The organism is bacterium (genome assembly GCA_028821235.1).
Classification (GTDB): domain Bacteria; phylum Actinomycetota; class Acidimicrobiia; order Spongiisociales; family Spongiisociaceae; genus Spongiisocius.
Genome location: JAPPGV010000038.1, coordinates 1 through 15,821 on the forward strand (window position 1 = coordinate 1; position 15,821 = coordinate 15,821).

The following is a 15,821-nucleotide window of genomic DNA, read 5'->3' on the forward strand; positions in this document are numbered from 1 at the left end:
CGCTGTACGTGAACCACATCTTTGTGAGCGCGGACAACATCGACCAGTTCTACCCAGGCTGAGGTAGACAGTAAGCAAACAGGGGGCGGCGCAAGCGAGTCTTGTTGCCGCCCCCGCTTTTCCGTTAGGAGCGAGAGCAGGTTATGGACGAAACGCCGGTCGGAGAGGGTGGGGCCGGCTCGCCGGATGCCGCGCCAGTAGCAGGCATCAGCGGGCGGGCCCGGATCGCTCGCATATTCGTGGCGATGCCGCCCGAAGTCGTTCTCATCGTGGTCCTGGTGATCCTCGGGTTCATCTTCTGGCAGGGCAGCGAGTTCTTCCTCACCACCCGCAACATGCGCAACGTGCTGCTCTCGGTCTCGGTCCTGGGCATCCTCGCCGCACCGGGCACCCTGCTACTCATATCGGGCAACTTCGACCTGTCGGTGGCGTCAGGGGCTGCGCTGTGCGGCTGCATCGCAGGCGTCGTGGCCGAGGAGAACAGCGCCGCGGCCGCCATCCTGGCCGCCCTCGCCGTAGGCCTTCTGGCCGGGATATTCAACGGGGTGCTCTCCGCCTACGCGGGTATCGCCTCGATCGTGGTCACCCTTGGTACCTGGCTGGGATACAGGGGGCTGGCGCGCCTCTTCTCCAACGGCCAGACGATCAGGATGAACGGCAAGGTCGATTTCATCACCAACGACATCCTCGGTGTACCGGCCCAGATCGTCATGTTCGTCCTGATAACCGTGCTGGCGTGGTTCGTGGTCCGCTACACGCGCTTCGGCCGATCCGTGTACGCGATCGGTAGCAACCCGACGGCGGCCCGGCTGTCCGGTATCCGCCAGAAGCCGACCATCTTCGTCATGTTCATCATCAGCGGTCTCCTGGCCGGCCTGGCCGGGCTGATCCTGGCGTCCCAATTGGACGCCGCCTCCGGGAACGCAGCGACGGGCGTGGAGCTCGAGGTGGTGGCCGCCATCATCCTCGGTGGCGCCAGCCTCTCCGGCGGGCGGGGCACCATACCGGGTACGGTCCTCGGTGTCTTCATCCTCGGCATCATGCAGAACGGGCTGACCCTGCTGAGCATCTCGTCGTTCTGGCAGGACGTCGCAACGGGTGTGGTCCTGGTGGCGGCGGTGGGGCTCGACCAGGTGAGGCTGCGGCTGAGCGGATCATGACGTCAGAGAACGGAGCGCTGAACCAGAGGCTCGAACTCCGGGCTACCGGACTCCGCAAGAGCTTCGGCGGGGTGGAGGTTCTCCACGGCGTGGACATCACGGTGGAGGGTGGAGAGGTCCTGGCTCTCCTGGGCGAGAACGGCGCCGGTAAGTCGACCGCCATCAAGATCCTGGCGGGTGACTACAAGCGGGATGCCGGCGTCATAGTGATCGATGGCGAGGAGGCGGACATCCGCAGCCCGCGCGACGCCGGCGCCTACGGGCTCCGGGTCATCTACCAGGAGTTCTCGGACGCGCCCGATCTCACGGTGGCCGAGAACCTGTCTCTGGGCCGGCTGCCGCGCAACCGTTTCGGCCTGGTGGACTGGTCCCGGGTGCGTCGCGACGCGAGGGAGATCCTCGAAAAGCTCGGCATAGAGTTGCCCATCCGTGCTCTGGTGGGCAACCTCGGGGTGGCCGAGCGCCAGGTGCTGGAGATCGCCCGGGCGCTCGCCGGAAGCGCCCGCCTCCTGATCCTGGACGAGCCGACTTCGGCGCTGACCCTCGAGGAGACGGATGCGCTCTTCGCCTTCATAGAACGTTTGAAGGCCCGAGGCGTGGCCATCATCTACATAACCCACCGGCTCGACGAGGTGGAGCGGATCGCCGACAACGTGCTGGTCTTCCGGGACGGGGACGCGGTCGCCGAGGGACCGGTCAGCAAGTTCGGCCGCAAGGAGATGGTCGAGGCCATGGTCGGGCACGAACTGGTGGAGGAGGTCGCCTCCCTGCGCGGGGAAGGCCACGAGATCGGCGAGCCCGTCCTGACCATCGAAGGGGCCACGTCGGAGGGGGTCTTCAAGGATGTGGACCTGGAGGTTCGGGAGGGGGAGATCCTCTCGCTCTTCGGGAGGATCGGCTGCGGAGCCTTGGAACTGGCCGAGGCGGTCTTCGGCCTCCGCGAGATGACCGCCGGCTCCATGCGCGTGGGCGACCGGAGCGGCCAGCCCACCTCGCCCAAGGATGCCATCGCCCGCTTCGGGATCGGGTTCGTCCCGATCGACCGCAAGACCGACGGGTTGCTCACCGTCCTGAACGTGGCCGAGAACCTGAGCGTGGCGTCCTGGCCGTGGATGACGAAGGCCGGTCTGCTGCCCCCGATGGCCACCGCCAAGGTGTTCGAGAGGTGGTACGAGACCCTGGACATCCGAGGCAAGGGAGGCGCCACCCAGATCGTCGACACCCTGTCCGGGGGAAACCAGCAGAAGGTGGTATTGGGGCGCTGGCTGGAGCGCGAGTCGAGGTTGCTGGTGCTGGCCGAGCCGACGCGCGGGGTGGACGTGGGCGCCCGAGCGCAGATATATCACGTGCTGCGGAGGTTCGCCGATGAGGGCATCGCGGTGCTCATCGTCACGTCGGACATCGAGGAAGTGGTCAGAATCTCCGACACCATCGTGGTCATGTCACGGGGCCGCGTCGTTGCGCGCCACCGGGCGAGCGAGGTGGACCGGGCCCAACTCATCCGCCAGGCCGCTGAGGACACCGTAGAGGCTGCCGCGGCCGGGTAGATAACGCCGCTCCCCTGCGGTGGTTCATCGGCAACTCGAAGACGAGGGTCCGAGCCGACACTATCCTCGCTACAGGAGTGACGAGCCTGTGAAGGGGCGTTATCGGGGTCGTGCCCCGCGGCAATGGAAACCGCTCTCGGGAGGTGACGTGGCGAGGCTCATCCCGCGTGACATGGAGGTCCCATACGGGGTCGAGACCAAGAGCTTCAGGATCCGGCCGATAACGATCCATGACACCTTCAAGGACTATGACGCGGTGATGACCAGCGTCGATCACCTCAGGGGTTGCCTATTCAGCTCTCCCGGTTGGCCGAGCCATGACCTGACGCTGACGCAGGACATGATCGATCTGGCTTGGCACCAGAAGGAGGGCCAACTCCGTCGATCCTTCGCCTTCGTGGTAATGAGCCTCGACGAGAGCGTACAACTCGGTTGTCTCTACATCGACCCGCCATCCAAAGAGGGGTTTGACGCGGAGGCATCGATGTGGGTTCGAGCGAGCGAGGCGGACACCCGACTCGATGCGGAACTCTACGAGACGGTGCGTCGGTGGGTTGATGACGAATGGCCGTTCGACCGGGTGGCATATCCCGGCCGGCAATACACCCGGGAGCAGTGGGATGCTCTTCCCTGACCGCTTTAGTAGACCGGGCGACCCTTCCGTTCGAAGGAGCAACAGATGACCGAGATGGTTGGAGTAGTCGGGCTCGGGGTCATGGGCTCAGCCATGGCGACCAACCTGGTTGCGGCCGGTCACACGGTCGTAGGGTTCGATATCGACCCGCGGCGGAGATCCTCCGCAGCCGAAGCCGGTGTCCGGATCGAGGATTCGGCGGGGGCCGTGGGAGCCGCCTCCGGGATCGTTATCTTCTCGTTGCCCACCCAGTCGGCCCTGGCCGACGTTGCCTCCCAGGTGGCGGCCCGAGCCCGCGAGGGCCTGCTCTGCCTGGAGACCGGGACCTTCCCCCTCGCAGCCAAGATCGCGGCCAGGGATGTCCTGGCAGCGTCCGGTATCGAACTGATGGATACCCCGGTCTCAGGAACCGGGCTCCAGGCGACCGAAGGCACCCTTGTGGTGTTCGCATCCGGGAGTCGCGAGGGCTTCGACCGGGCCCGCGCAGTGTTCACGGCCATCGGCCGGTCGAGTCACTACCTGGGGGAGTTCGGGAACGGGTCGAAGATGAAGTACATCGCCAACCTATTGGTGGTGGTGCATACCCTGGTTGCCGCGGAGGCCCACGTTCTGGGCATGGCAGCTGGCATGGACCCGGCGACCGTGCAGCGACTGGCCGAGGACAGTACCGGCTCCTCGAAGATGTTCGAGATCAGGGGTCCGATGATGGTGATCGATGACTACCCGCCGGCGGGCCGCCTCGACCTCCTCGTCAAGGACGCCGAGATCATCAAGGACTTCGCGACAAGCGCCGGCTCCCCTACGCCGCTGCTCGACACGGCGCTCGAGGTCTACCGCCGTACGAGCGCCGCCGGCATGGGGGACTTCGACGCCGCCGTCCTCTGTAGCCATCTCGAAACCGAGGCCGGTCTCGAGAGGTGATCGGGTTCATCTGACGAGGAGAGACACCACCAACGTGACAGCCCCGATTGTGAGCCCCGCGGAGGCGAATATGGCCATGATCGTCCACCGTATCCAGCGGCTCATGGTCTGTTCCACGTCCAAGAGCGTCCGGGTCCGAGCTTCGTCCGCCCGGGCATCCACATAGCCTTCGGTAGCTGTTGCCATCATCACTCCAAGTGAATCCAGGTTAGCGCTCATGGCGCTCGTCGCGTTTGTTGACAGGCAATATGCAACAACGATGCCACTGTTTCAACCCCCTTCCGGAGCACAATTGGCGGGCGCGCGGCTGCGAGGCGGAGCCATGTCGCCAACCGCATCGGGCCGATTCGGTACGATCACCGACTAGCTGTAGCTGCATCCCGCAGTGTTGAGGAGCAGTAGAGAGGACATCCCCGAATGACCGCAGTTGTCCAGACCGTCACCGGGGCGATCGCCCCGGAGGAACTCGGGGTGACGATGCCGCACGAGCATCTGCTGTTGCTCAACCCCTCGTTCGTGGAGCCGTTGGAGGCTTCGGAGCGCCACCGGGCCTACGAGCCGGTATCGGAGCGGAACATCGAGTGGGTGCGCCAGTACTGGACCTCCAACGTGGACAATCTAAAGCTCTACGACGAGGAGACCGCCCGGGAGGAGGCTGCCTGGTACTACCGGGCCGGGGGTGACACGCTCATCGACCCCACCACTCGCTACATCGCCCGCGACCCGCGCGCTCTGGTGCGGATATCGCGGGGGAGCGGGGTCCGGATCGTGGCCGGTACCGGCTTCTACGTCGCCGAGACCCATCCTCCGGACATGGGCAGCCGCTCGGAAGAGGATCTGGCAGCCGAGATGATCGGGGAGCTCACCGAGGGCATCGACTACACGGGGGTGCGGGCCGGGTTCATCGGTGAGATAGGTTGCTTCTGGCCGCTGCGCGACGACGAGCGGAAGGTCCTCCGTGGCGCTGCCTTGGCCTCGATCGAGACCGGCGCCGCCGTGATGGTCCATCCGGGTCGCCATCCCCACGCCCCGGCCGAGATACTGTCCGTCCTCACCCAGGTCGGGATGCCGACGGACAAGATCATCATGGCCCACATGGACCGGACCATCCTGGAGGCCGACGCAGTGCTCCGGTTCGCGGAGAGCGGCTGCTACATGGAGTACGACCTGTTCGGCGCGGAGACCTCCATGTACCCCACGGTGGCGGAGAGGACACCGGCCGGCCTCGTTCCCAGCCGGCCGCCCGGACTCTCCATGATCAGCGACGCCGAGCGGCTCGACTGGCTGGACCTGTTGATCGAGCATGGCCACGCGGAGAGGCTCTTGATCTCCATGGACATCTGCACCAAACACCGGCTCCACCGCTACGGCGGACACGGCTACGACCACATCCTCGAGAACATCGTCCCCTGGATGAGACGGCGGGGGACCACCGAGGAGGTCTTGCGAACGCTCCTGGTGGAGAACCCCCGTCGGGTGTTCCCCATGAACGCGCACTGAGCCGGACGGGGCGGTTCCATGGCGAGGCTCAGGGCCGGTGTGATCGGGGCGGGATCTTGGGCTGTCGCCTCGCACATTCCCAACCTCGCGCAACGATCGGAGGAGGTCGAACTCGTCGGGGTGGCCCGCCCCGACCGCGAGTTGCTCGACTGGGTGGCCGGTGAGTTCGGCTTCCGGATGGCGGCCACCGACTACCGCGAGGTGCTCGATCAGCAACTCGACATCTGCATCGTCTCGAGCCCCAACCGGTTCCACTACGAGCATGCCATGGCGGCGATGCTCTCCGGCGCCCATGTCCTGGTCGAGAAGCCGTTCACGCTGGACCCGGTGGAGGCGTGGGACCTGGTGGAAACGGCAGACCGTCTCGATAGGCATCTGCTGCTGGCATTGGGTTGGAACTACAAGCCGATGGTCCTTCGGGCCAAGGAACTCGTCGAGGAGGGGGGTGGGTTCGGTGAGGTGGAGCACATCATGATCGACATGTCCTCGGCCGCCCGTGAACTGCTGGCCGTCGGGGCTCCGTACGAGGCCGGGTCGTCAGTGGCGACCGCCCGGCCCGAGACCTACATGGACCCCACCGTGTCCGGAGGGGGCTACGCGCAGGCCCAGCTCTCCCATGCCCTAGGGCTGGCCTTCTGGCTGGCTGAGGATGTGCGTGCCACCGAAGCGTTCGCCTTCATGTCATCACCCCTTCAGGCGCCGGTGGAGCTGCACGACGCCATCACCGTCCGCTTCTCGAACGGAGGGATCGCCACCGTCTCGGGAAGTTCTTGCCACTTGGGCTACTACGGCAACAAGCACGTGTTGGCGGTCCGGATCATCGGGTCGGAGGCGATGGTCTCGGTGGATGTGGGCCGTGAGCTGGTGTACTGGTACCGAGGGGGAGGTGACGCGGTCCGGCTCGATCTTGACGAGTATGCCGGGGACTACGACTGCGACGGGCCGGTGCACGCCCTGGTCGATCTGGCTCTCGGCCAGGATGTGCGGAACTGCTCTCCGGGGCATGTGGGAGCGCGGGCCGTCGAGGTAACCGAGGCGGCCTACCGCAGCACCCTGACCGGCGAGGCGGCCCGGGTGGATCGCCGATGACGTCCCGTACCGCGCTGGTAACCGGAACCGCCCAGGGGATCGGGCGGGCGATCGCCGGGCAACTGGCCGCCTCCGGCCTCCGGGTGGTGGGTATTGACATCAAGCCCCACTCGGATACCGCTCTAGCCGACGTGATCGTGGCCGACCTGAGCCGGATCGACGAGTGCCTGCGGGTGGTTTCCGAGGCAGGGGAGGTCGACGTCCTGGTCAACAACGCGGCGGTCCTCGTCCAGGAACCGCTAGAGACGTTCGACATGGGCGATTACGAGCACGTGATGGCCGTGAACCTGCGAGCGCCGTTCCTGCTGGGCCGCGAACTGGGTCCGCTGATGGCGGACCGGGGATGGGGCCGGATCGTCAACATCTCGAGCATCGGCGCCCGCACTGGCGGTCTGGCGGACTCGGCTGTCTACTCGGCCGCCAAGGCCGGTCTCGTCGCCTTCACGAAGAACTTCGCCCGTAACCTCGGGCCCAGGGGTGTGACGGCCAACGCCATCACGCCGGGGGCGATCCTCACCCCGATGGCAGCCGGCATCTTCGAGCGTGACCCTTCCATCGAAGCCAGGATCACCGCCGACATCCCCCTGCGCCGCTTCGCCCGGCCGGTGGAGGTGGCCACCGTGGTGGCGTTCCTCGCATCCGACGAAGCCGCCTACGTCAACGGCGCCACCATCGACGTGAACGGCGGCTGGATCATGACCTGAGACCTCCTGGCCTTGCCCCGGCGCTGCGCGCTGCGTCTCAATCTTTTGTGGATCTCGGCTCGGTGGGTCGGGACTGGTTTTTTTGGCCAGATCCGGCGGAAGCGGGAGTCGATACGCGCAGGCGGGCGCGTTATAGCAGTGTCGGGCCTTGGTGGTGCGCGCGAACGATTCAACGGGCGGGTTCGGCGACCGGCATCGTCCCAAATGTGAGCGCTGATAGTGCGAAGAGGATCGCTGCGTAGGTGGCTACCGTGCCGAATCCCCGTGCCTGATAGAGCACGCCGGCGATGAGCGGGGAGGCCGCGGCCATCAGACCGCCCGAGAAGGAGACAAGGCCCAGGGCGGTGCTACCCACGTCCGGTCCCACGAGATCGAAGACCGAAGCGGTCAGCACAGGCTGGTCGGGATAGAGGAACAGTCCGAGCAGGGCGACAGCGGCGGTGAGGGGCACGCCCGTGTCGAATACGGTCAAGGAGAGTGCCATCGCCGCGGACCAGACTAACCCCGGAACCATCACCTGCTTGCGTCCCAACCGGTCTGACAGGTAGCCGACCACCGGTTTGGTCAAGAGCCCTATGACGATGAGCAGTCCGACGTGGAACCCCCGGGAGGCCGGGCTCAGCGCCAGTTCGTTGTCGAGGTAGAGAGGCAGGATGGTGACGAGGGCCACCAACGCCATGGCCCGCAGGCCGTAAACGAGGGCCAGCCGCCAGAGGACGGGGTTCTTCACCAGCCGGCTGGTGAGTTCCATCCGCTGCCCGACCGCCGGCCCGTGGGGGGTGGGTGTGCGGCCGGTGTGGCTGTAGGCCCAGATGGCGATCGCCCCCAGACCGAAGGCCGCCAAGGAGTAGGTGGTCAGCAACTCCCGCCAGGTCATGATCAGCAGGAGGGCCCCGGTGGCGATGGGACCGAGGGCGTCCCCCACGCCGCCCCCGATGCCATGGAACGACAACGCCATCCCGCGCCGGAGCCGGAAGTGATGCGACAGCGATGCGGACGCGGGCATGTGCCATACCGAGTGGGCGATTGTCACGGTGATCATTCCGGCCACGACCGGGGCGTAGCTGTTCGAGACTCCGATGACGAGAGCTCCCGACCCGCCCGCTACCAGACATGCGGCCAGCAGCCAGCGCCAGTATCTTGCCAGGGCGTCGGACGCCACCCCCGCCGGTATCTTCACCAGGCCGCTGGCCAGTTCCCGAGCGGACAGGATGCCACCGACGGCGACGCTGCTGAGGTTGAAGGCCTGCTGGATCTCGGGAAGCACCACCACAAAGCTCTGCGCGATCCAGTGGAAGACCGAGTGCCCGACCACCAACCCCGGAATCATCAACCATCCGGGGGACGCACGAACTGTTTCGCCATGCTCAGTGTGCGGATCAGGACCGACCATCAACCCGTCCAAGTGGATGAGTTCACCGGTCGGAGAGTAGACGCCTGGCCATAGGCCTCGCTCTACACCGATGGGTGCCGGTCCCGCAACCTGGCCTTGGAACGGCCTTATGGGCAACGGGGGCTAACGTCGTCCGCGTACGATCCCGAGCGGTGGTCCGTGGCGGCGACATGGCGGATGGAGTACGGAAGGTGCGAGTCAACGAGAACATCCGGTACGAGTCCGATGACTGGTGCCCGCTCCCGTTAACGGCCGGTGTTGCCATCCAAGGCGTCATGCTCATCCTGCCGACTGCGGTGGTCATCGTGGCTGTTATCGCCGGGGCAGCCGGCCAGCCCGACAGTTACCTCGAATGGTCGGTGTTCGCAGCCCTGCTGGTGGGCGGGCTCACCACGGCTCTCCAGGGGGCCCGGATTGGCCGGTTGGGCACCGGGCACCTCGTCGTAGCTCTCGTTTCGCCGAGCTATATAGCGGTCTCCCTCCTGGCGCTGTCCAGAGGGGGGATGGCATTGCTGGCCAGCTTGCTCCTAGTTGCGGCCCTGATCCAGTTCGGGCTGGCAGGGTGGCTCTCCTCGCTGCGGGTTCTGATAACCCCGGTGGTCACTGGCACGGTGCTGATGCTCATCGCGGCCACCATCCTTCCGGTCGCGTTCGACAGGTTGGATGAAGTTCCGTCCGGCGCGCCGCCCGCGGCCGGGGTGGTCATCGCAACCGTCACGCTGGCGGTGATCGCCGGGCTTGTCCTGCGTGGTGTCGGCATCTTGCGGCTCTGGACTTCGCTCATCGGGATCGTGGTCGGTTGTATGACGGCGGTGCTGATGGGGAGCTACGACTTCGGGCCGGTGCTTGACGCTCCCTGGCTGGGTATCCCCCGGATCCAGTTGCCCGGACTCGACCTGACGCCGGGTGCGGAGTTCTGGGGCCTCGTGCCGGCCTTCGTGATCATCAGCGTGGTGGTCGGTATCAAGAACATCGGGGACGGCGGAGTCATCCAGCAGGTGTCGCGACGGCAACCTCGGACCAGCGACTTCCGGATGGTCCAGGGACTCCTGAACGCCAACGGGGCGGGTTCGCTCCTGTCCGCGATCACCGGCATCCCTCCCATGTCCGTGGGCTCTGCGACGACCGCGGGCCTTGCCGGTTTCACCGGGGTGGCGTCCCGCCGGGTCGGGTACCTGATGGGTGCGTTCCTGGCGGTATTCGCGTTTCTGCCCAAGCTGGTGGCTTTCCTACTGACCATTCCGAGGCCTGTCATGGGGGCCTACCTGCTCGTTCTAATGGGAATGCTCTTCGTGGAGGGCATAAGGACGGTGCTCCGCGACGGTCTCGACCACCGGAAGGCCCTCGTGGTGGCGCTGGCGTTCTCGATCGGCGTCGGCATGGACGGTCGGGGTGTCTTCAGTGACCTGCTCGGCGAGACTTGGGGCGCCTCGCTGGACTCCGGGATGACGTTGGGAGCGCTGATCGCCCTTGGCCTTACCCTGTTCATCGAGGCCACCGGTCGCCGCCCGGCTCGTCTCGAGGTCCGGCTGGACATGTCCGCCCTGCCCGAGATAGATCGCCACCTCACCGAGGTAGCTACCGGAATGGGGTGGAACGCGGCCTCGACCGATCTGCTGCGGGCCGCCGGCGAGGAAACGCTGTCGAGTTTGTTACAACCCGCAGACCCGCAACCGGCCGATGATGCTCCGGCCCGCCTGGTCATAGTGGCGCGTCCCGATCAAGGAGCCGTCGAGTTGGACTACATCACCGTCTATGTGGAGGACAACCTGGAGGATCGCCTTTCCTACCTTGACGAGCGGAGCGATCTACCGGACGAGCGGGAGATTTCCTTCCGTCTCCTGCGGCACTACGCCACCTCCATACGCCACCGGAAGTATCACGGCGCGGAGATCGTCACCGTGCGGGTCGAGGTCTAGCACGCCGCGGGTTCGCCAGTAGGCGCGGACTCCGGAAGCACTTCACGGGCTACTGCAGCCGCGAAGTTCTCGTTGCCGATGTTGTCCAGTTGCCAGGTCACCGTCGGGAGGTCCGGAAACCGGAAGGTGCCTCGCTTCATCCCGCGTTGCATCGCCGGTGGAATCTCGAACGTGGCGGGGTCGGTGTACAAACCGGTGCCGAGAGCCTTGATGAGCGCTTCCTTCATGGTCCAGAAGTCGAGGAACAGGTTCGTTCGATCTCGACCCTCCGTGGTTGTGAAAGCCGCCTGTTCCGTCTCGGTGAAGACCGTCTCGATCAGCAGGTCCATGTGCCGGCGGGGTTGGCGCTGCTCGATATCTACCCCTAGACGTCCCCGGGGCCTGACCGCTATCAACCCGTGATCACCGCTGTGGCTGATATTGAAGCTGATCGCAGCCGGGACGTCATCGACCACGGCGAAGGGCTTCTTGTGATCGCCGGCGCCGAACGTGATGCGTTCGCTACGGCACGCCAGCCGGTTCGCCAGCACTTTTCGCAGTGCCGCCCGGCACAGGGCAAACCTCCGCGCCGGGCCGGGGATCCGGAACTTCTGCAGCCTGATCCGCTCCGCCTCGTCCAGCCAGGCGAGCGCTTCCGCCTTGTGATCGGCATGGGGCCTCAGGTCGACATGGAAGACGGTGGCGTCGTCGATCCGCCGGTAGGGCCGCCACCAGGATCCGGTACCGGACTCGGTCACATCACGCTCGGAGGGAGCCTCGAGCGCCGATCTCCATGACGTCGGCGAGCACGAAGCGGGCCTCCACCTCGTGGTTCCCTGATCCGGCACGGGCGTGCGGGAGGGTGATGACCATCCTCTGGTCCCGGCGTATGTAGAAGCCGGTGAGCGGACCCAGCCTGTCGACGTGGGTATTGGTGTGGCCCTCGCCGATCGATGGATTGGCGAACGTCGCGCCGGTCAGATCGACCTGATGCCCGTCGATGGTCAGCGAGTCGATCGCCGTGATGTACTTGGATTGCGGGTGCGGGTTGTACAGCTCGAAGCTCACCGATCCGTTACGGATCCGGCCCGAGTCCTCGACGACCTCCAGATCGCCCGCCTGCAAGCGCTCCACGAGCTCCCGGAGCATCATCCAGCTGTCGGCCCTCTCGCCCTTCGAGAACCCCTCGATGAGCCGGGCAAGACGCCCGACGGCGTGGTCCGACATGGTCCTGCCCCACTCCCGGCTGGCGGTGAAGCGGGGGTTGGCGGCGTAGATGCCGACATGTTCGGCCTCCGGATCGTCCTCGAGGGTGGCGAGGTCGACGGTGTCGGGATGGAACTCCATCAGGTAGGAGGTCTCCACCTTGGCGCCGTGGTCGTGGATGTCGCCCTCCATGCCGGCGTTGAGCTCGTTCCACACCGTGGTGAGGGCGTTCACGTCCGGGAACTCGTCCATCAGCCGGTCGGTCTCCTTCCGGAGCACGTGGAGATGGTCGAGGGCCCCGTGCCCGGAGAAGACCACGATCACCTTGAAGCCGCCCTCGGCAAGCTGGCGCAGGATGGGCCGGACGACCGCCCGGAGCACGCTCACATCGACCACTATTCCGTGCGGCAGCGGCAGCACGCCCGACGCCAGCCAGAGGGGCGGGAGGACCACGCCGCCCGTGACGGCGGCGGTCCGGTGGCAGAGGTTGTCGGCGGTCAGCATGTCCACGCCGAGCGGGAGGTGAGGCCCGTGGTACTCGACGCACCCGACCGGGAGGAAGGCGATGGGTGCCTCCTCCAGTACCTCCCGCATCCGGGCCGGGCGCACGAACTCGTAAGCGGTGGGGTCGAGGGACGGATCGGCCACGGGCGTATCCTAGGAGCACCTCGAAGAACGGTTCTTACACCAAGCTACACATAGTGGTGTATTATCCGGGGATGGCTCGGACCAACATCTACATCGACGATGATCTCGTCAACCGCGCCATGCGGACCTTCGGACTGCGCACCAAGCGTGAAGCGGTGCACCTCGCGTTGGAACGCCTCCTCGGGGGCGGACCGATGAGCGTCGAGGAGCAGCTGGGTATGGAGGGCGTCGGGTGGGACGGAGACCTGGACGCCATGCGGTCGAACCGGTTCGGCGGCTGGGACGAGGGTGCTGATAGCTGACACGTCCGCCTGGATCGAGTTCTTGAGAGGGACCGGTTCCTTCCCGGCGGGACGTTTACGGCAGGCCATCTCCGCAAGCGAGGTGATCGTCATCGACCCGATCCTGATGGAGGTGATGGCGGGCTCCCGCCGCGACGCCGTGGCGCGCACGCAGCGACTGCTGGAAGCACAACATTTGGAGGCGTTGTCCCCCAAGCTCGATTGGCTCGATGCCGCAACCATCTACCGGGAGCTCAGATGGCGCGGAGTGGTGGTTCGCTCGCAGATCGACACCTTGATCGCGGCCACCGCAATCCGCCTCGATGTGCCGGTGCTGCACCATGACCGCGACTTCGGGCACATCGCCAGGCACACACCACTCCGGATGGTCACAACCTGACGCGGGTGGAGTCTCGGAGCCTCGACAGCGCCTAAGGTATCGGACGCCGGAGAGAGGACCACAGAATGGGATCACGACCGCGGGCGATGGTGACGGGAGCGGCGAGCGGGATCGGGGAGGCGGTTGCCCGACGGTTGCTCGATGAGGGATGTTCTGTCATCGCCGTCGACGTCAACGAGGCGGGGTTGGAGCGGATCACCGCGGCCGGTGCCGAGCCGCTGGTGGCCGACCTGGCCGACCTCGAGGATCGGATGAGGGCCATCGAGGCGGGCCAGGGGATCGACTACCTGGTCAACGCGGCGGGGATCATCCGCCTCAAGGCCCTGTCCGAGTTCACGGTCGACGACTGGCGCGACATCTTCACCATCAACGCCGAGGCAATCTTCTTCCTGTGCCAGGGAATCGGGCCGACCATGCCGCCGGGCAGCGCCATCGTCAACCTGTCCTCCAGCTCCGCCAAGCTGTCCAACACGGTGGAGGCGGCGATCTACGCGGCCTCGAAGACCACCATCCTGTCGATCACCCGCTCCTTCGCCTACGGGCTCGCCAAGATCCCGGTCCGGGTCAACGCGGTGTGCCCCGCCATCATCGACACCCCGATGCAGGACAGGGTGCTCGAGCAGGTGGCGCCTCTCCGGGGCATGACCGTCGAGGAGCTGACCGTTGCCCGCAATGCCTCCGTGCCGCTGGGGAGAACCGCCTCGGCTGAGGAACTGGCCGGGTTGATATGGTTCCTGCTCGGCGAGAAGCCCGGATACATGACCGGCCAGTCGGTGAACTACGGAGGAGGCTACGTCACATGGTGATCGAGAACCTGCGGCGGATACACCACATCGGCATAACCGTTCGAGACGTGGGCCGGTCAGTGGAGTTCTGGCGCTCCTTCCTGGGCATCGAGGAGCGTTGGCGCCAAGTCCTCGGCGCCCCCTACCTCGGCCGGGTGACCGGCTATCCCGGTGTCAGTATCGACGTCGCCATCATCGACCTCCCCGGCGGTGCCGTGCTCGAGATCCTCGACTACCAGGTCGACGACAAGAACCCCAACCCTCCGGAGACCGCCAATCCCGGCAACGTCCACATATGCATCGAGGTGGACGACATCGAGGAGATGTGGGATCGGGCCATCCGGAGCGGCGCCACCCCGATCAGCCCGGGCCCGGTGGAGGTGACCGCCGGTCCCAACACCGGGGTGAAGGCCTGCTACCTGCGCGATCCTGACGGCATCACGCTGGAGTTGTTCAAGCCGGTGGGGGCCGGCCGGTAGCATCGCACGACTACGAGCAGGCGAATCCGCAGGAGACCCATGAAGGTTGCAAGAGTCGAAGCCATCCCGGTCAGCTACCCCGAACCGAACGACTTCAACGCCATCCGCCATCTCTGCCTGGTGAAACTGACCACCGACGAAGGGACGGTGGGTTGGGGCGAGTCGGTCACCATGTGGCCCGAGTCGAGCTTCGCCACGGCGTCGATCATCGAGGGTATGTCGGATCTGGTGATCGGCAAGAACCCGGTTCACAACGACGTGATCTTCCGGTCCCTGAAGGACCGCGCCTGGTGGTACGGCTACGAGGGCGGTATCGCCAGCTTCGCGATCGCGGCGCTCGACATCGCACTGTGGGACCTGAAGGGCAAGGCCCTCGGCGCGAGCGTTCTCGACCTGCTGGGTGGGCCGGTCCACGAACGGTTGCCGGGCATCGCATCGTCCCACGCCCACTACGAGTCGATCCCCGAGATGGCCGAGGAGGCAGTCGAGTGGCTGTCCACCGGTCTCCAGGGTGTGAAGGTCGGCTTCGGCAAGCGGGGCAACGCCCACCTCGGGTTCGAGCACGATCGCGATGTCGAGTACGTGCGCCAGATGCGGGAGGCGATCGGACCCGACAGGAGCCTCATGATCGACCTGGGATGGGTGATCAAATGGGATGTGATGACCGCCATCAAGCGGACCCAGGCCTTCGACGAGTACGACGTCGACTGGATAGAGGAACCCCTGGGTGACTGGGATCCCGAGGGCTACGCCAACCTCCGTTCCAAGACCAAGACCCTGATCGCCTACGGCGAGAAGGAGTGGACGCTGCGGGGCTTCGAGCGGGTGCTGGCGACCGGGACGGTCGACGTGGTCGGGTGTGATCCCGGCCGGGCGGAGGGCATAACCGGGTTCAAGAGGATGGCCGACCGGGTCGAACACCACCGGCGGCAGGCCAACGCCCATACCTGGTCGTCTTCCATCGTCACGGCGGCCAGCTTGGCGGTGAGCTTCAGCAGCAGCGCCTGCAAGCTGTTCGAGTTCAAGCCGCTCGAGAACCCGATGCAGCACGAGTTGGTGGCCGAGCCGTTCGACCACGAGGACGGCTGGGTGTACCCGCCGTCGGGCCCTGGTCTGGGGATCGAAATCGACGAGAGGGTCGTGGACCGCTACCGCACCCAACGGGTGCTCGGCTGA

General features: G+C 66.0%; 17 protein-coding genes. 13 read left to right on the forward strand and 4 right to left on the reverse strand.

Annotated features, from left to right (window positions below; all coding sequences use genetic code 11):
* Positions 1 to 143 precede the first annotated feature (143 nt).
* The 4 genes from OXK16_04560 to OXK16_04575 all read left to right on the forward strand — a co-directional run bounded on the left by OXK16_04560 (position 144) and on the right by OXK16_04575 (position 4,262).
* Positions 144 to 1,160: an ABC transporter permease gene (locus OXK16_04560; protein MDE0375218.1), complete on the forward strand. Its 1,017-nt coding sequence runs from the start codon at positions 144 to 146 to the stop codon at positions 1,158 to 1,160.
* Entirely contained in the window at positions 1,157 to 2,707 is a 1,551-nt protein-coding gene (locus tag OXK16_04565) for a sugar ABC transporter ATP-binding protein (GenBank protein ID MDE0375219.1), read from the forward strand. Before OXK16_04560 ends, OXK16_04565 begins: the two co-directional genes overlap by 4 nt.
* Before the next feature lie 148 nt (positions 2,708 to 2,855).
* Positions 2,856 to 3,341 (forward strand): GNAT family N-acetyltransferase, encoded by a 486-nt coding sequence (locus OXK16_04570; protein ID MDE0375220.1) that lies wholly within the window; start codon positions 2,856 to 2,858, stop codon positions 3,339 to 3,341.
* Between the two features lie 45 nt (positions 3,342 to 3,386).
* Positions 3,387 to 4,262: an NAD(P)-dependent oxidoreductase gene (locus tag OXK16_04575; protein ID MDE0375221.1), complete on the forward strand. Its 876-nt coding sequence runs from the start codon at positions 3,387 to 3,389 to the stop codon at positions 4,260 to 4,262.
* Positions 4,263 to 4,268: 6 nt separating this feature from the next.
* On the opposite strand, the gene OXK16_04580 is transcribed toward OXK16_04575, so the two are convergent.
* Positions 4,269 to 4,481, reverse strand: coding sequence for a hypothetical protein (locus OXK16_04580; protein MDE0375222.1), 213 nt, complete (start codon positions 4,479 to 4,481; stop codon positions 4,269 to 4,271).
* Between the two features lie 198 nt (positions 4,482 to 4,679).
* On the opposite strand from OXK16_04580, the gene OXK16_04585 reads away from it, so the two are divergent.
* Genes OXK16_04585 through OXK16_04595 form a run of 3 tightly spaced genes read left to right on the forward strand, consistent with a single transcriptional unit; the run spans position 4,680 to position 7,555 of the window.
* A complete protein-coding gene (locus OXK16_04585) occupies positions 4,680 to 5,762 on the forward strand; it encodes an aryldialkylphosphatase (protein MDE0375223.1) in 1,083 nt (360 codons plus the stop codon).
* Between the two features lie 18 nt (positions 5,763 to 5,780).
* On the forward strand, positions 5,781 to 6,851 hold the full coding sequence (locus OXK16_04590; protein ID MDE0375224.1) for a Gfo/Idh/MocA family oxidoreductase: 1,071 nt from the start codon (positions 5,781 to 5,783) through the stop codon (positions 6,849 to 6,851).
* Positions 6,848 to 7,555 carry an SDR family NAD(P)-dependent oxidoreductase gene (locus OXK16_04595; protein ID MDE0375225.1) on the forward strand — a complete coding sequence of 236 codons (708 nt, stop codon included), beginning with the start codon at positions 6,848 to 6,850 and terminating at the stop codon, positions 7,553 to 7,555. The genes OXK16_04590 and OXK16_04595 overlap by 4 nt, the downstream gene beginning before the upstream one ends.
* Positions 7,556 to 7,724: 169 nt before the next feature.
* Here OXK16_04595 and OXK16_04600 read toward each other — a convergent pair whose 3' ends face one another.
* Positions 7,725 to 8,885 carry an MFS transporter gene (locus tag OXK16_04600; protein MDE0375226.1) on the reverse strand — a complete coding sequence of 387 codons (1,161 nt, stop codon included), beginning with the start codon at positions 8,883 to 8,885 and terminating at the stop codon, positions 7,725 to 7,727.
* Between the two features lie 215 nt (positions 8,886 to 9,100).
* Between OXK16_04600 and OXK16_04605 the strand changes: the two genes are divergently transcribed.
* Positions 9,101 to 10,867 carry a hypothetical protein gene (locus OXK16_04605; GenBank protein MDE0375227.1) on the forward strand — a complete coding sequence of 589 codons (1,767 nt, stop codon included), beginning with the start codon at positions 9,101 to 9,103 and terminating at the stop codon, positions 10,865 to 10,867.
* On the opposite strand, the gene OXK16_04610 is transcribed toward OXK16_04605, so the two are convergent.
* Both OXK16_04610 and OXK16_04615 read right to left on the reverse strand, forming a co-directional pair.
* On the reverse strand, positions 10,864 to 11,604 hold the full coding sequence (locus OXK16_04610) for a 4'-phosphopantetheinyl transferase superfamily protein (protein ID MDE0375228.1): 741 nt from the start codon (positions 11,602 to 11,604) through the stop codon (positions 10,864 to 10,866). The genes OXK16_04605 and OXK16_04610 overlap by 4 nt on opposite strands.
* A gap of 1 nt (position 11,605) precedes the next feature.
* Positions 11,606 to 12,700, reverse strand: coding sequence for a creatininase family protein (locus tag OXK16_04615; protein ID MDE0375229.1), 1,095 nt, complete (start codon positions 12,698 to 12,700; stop codon positions 11,606 to 11,608).
* Between the two features lie 71 nt (positions 12,701 to 12,771).
* On the opposite strand from OXK16_04615, the gene OXK16_04620 reads away from it, so the two are divergent.
* The 5 genes from OXK16_04620 (at position 12,772) to OXK16_04640 (ending at position 15,821) form a co-directional block, all read left to right on the forward strand.
* Positions 12,772 to 13,002 (forward strand): type II toxin-antitoxin system VapB family antitoxin, encoded by a 231-nt coding sequence (locus tag OXK16_04620; protein ID MDE0375230.1) that lies wholly within the window; start codon positions 12,772 to 12,774, stop codon positions 13,000 to 13,002.
* Complete coding sequence (locus OXK16_04625) at positions 12,989 to 13,381, forward strand: PIN domain nuclease (protein MDE0375231.1); 393 nt, start codon at positions 12,989 to 12,991, stop codon at positions 13,379 to 13,381. The genes OXK16_04620 and OXK16_04625 overlap by 14 nt, the downstream gene beginning before the upstream one ends.
* A gap of 65 nt (positions 13,382 to 13,446) precedes the next feature.
* Entirely contained in the window at positions 13,447 to 14,187 is a 741-nt protein-coding gene (locus OXK16_04630) for an SDR family NAD(P)-dependent oxidoreductase (protein ID MDE0375232.1), read from the forward strand.
* Positions 14,181 to 14,645, forward strand: a complete 465-nt coding sequence (locus OXK16_04635) for a VOC family protein (GenBank protein ID MDE0375233.1) — start codon at positions 14,181 to 14,183, stop codon at positions 14,643 to 14,645. Before OXK16_04630 ends, OXK16_04635 begins: the two co-directional genes overlap by 7 nt.
* A gap of 39 nt (positions 14,646 to 14,684) precedes the next feature.
* Positions 14,685 to 15,821, forward strand: coding sequence for a mandelate racemase/muconate lactonizing enzyme family protein (locus tag OXK16_04640; protein MDE0375234.1), 1,137 nt, complete (start codon positions 14,685 to 14,687; stop codon positions 15,819 to 15,821).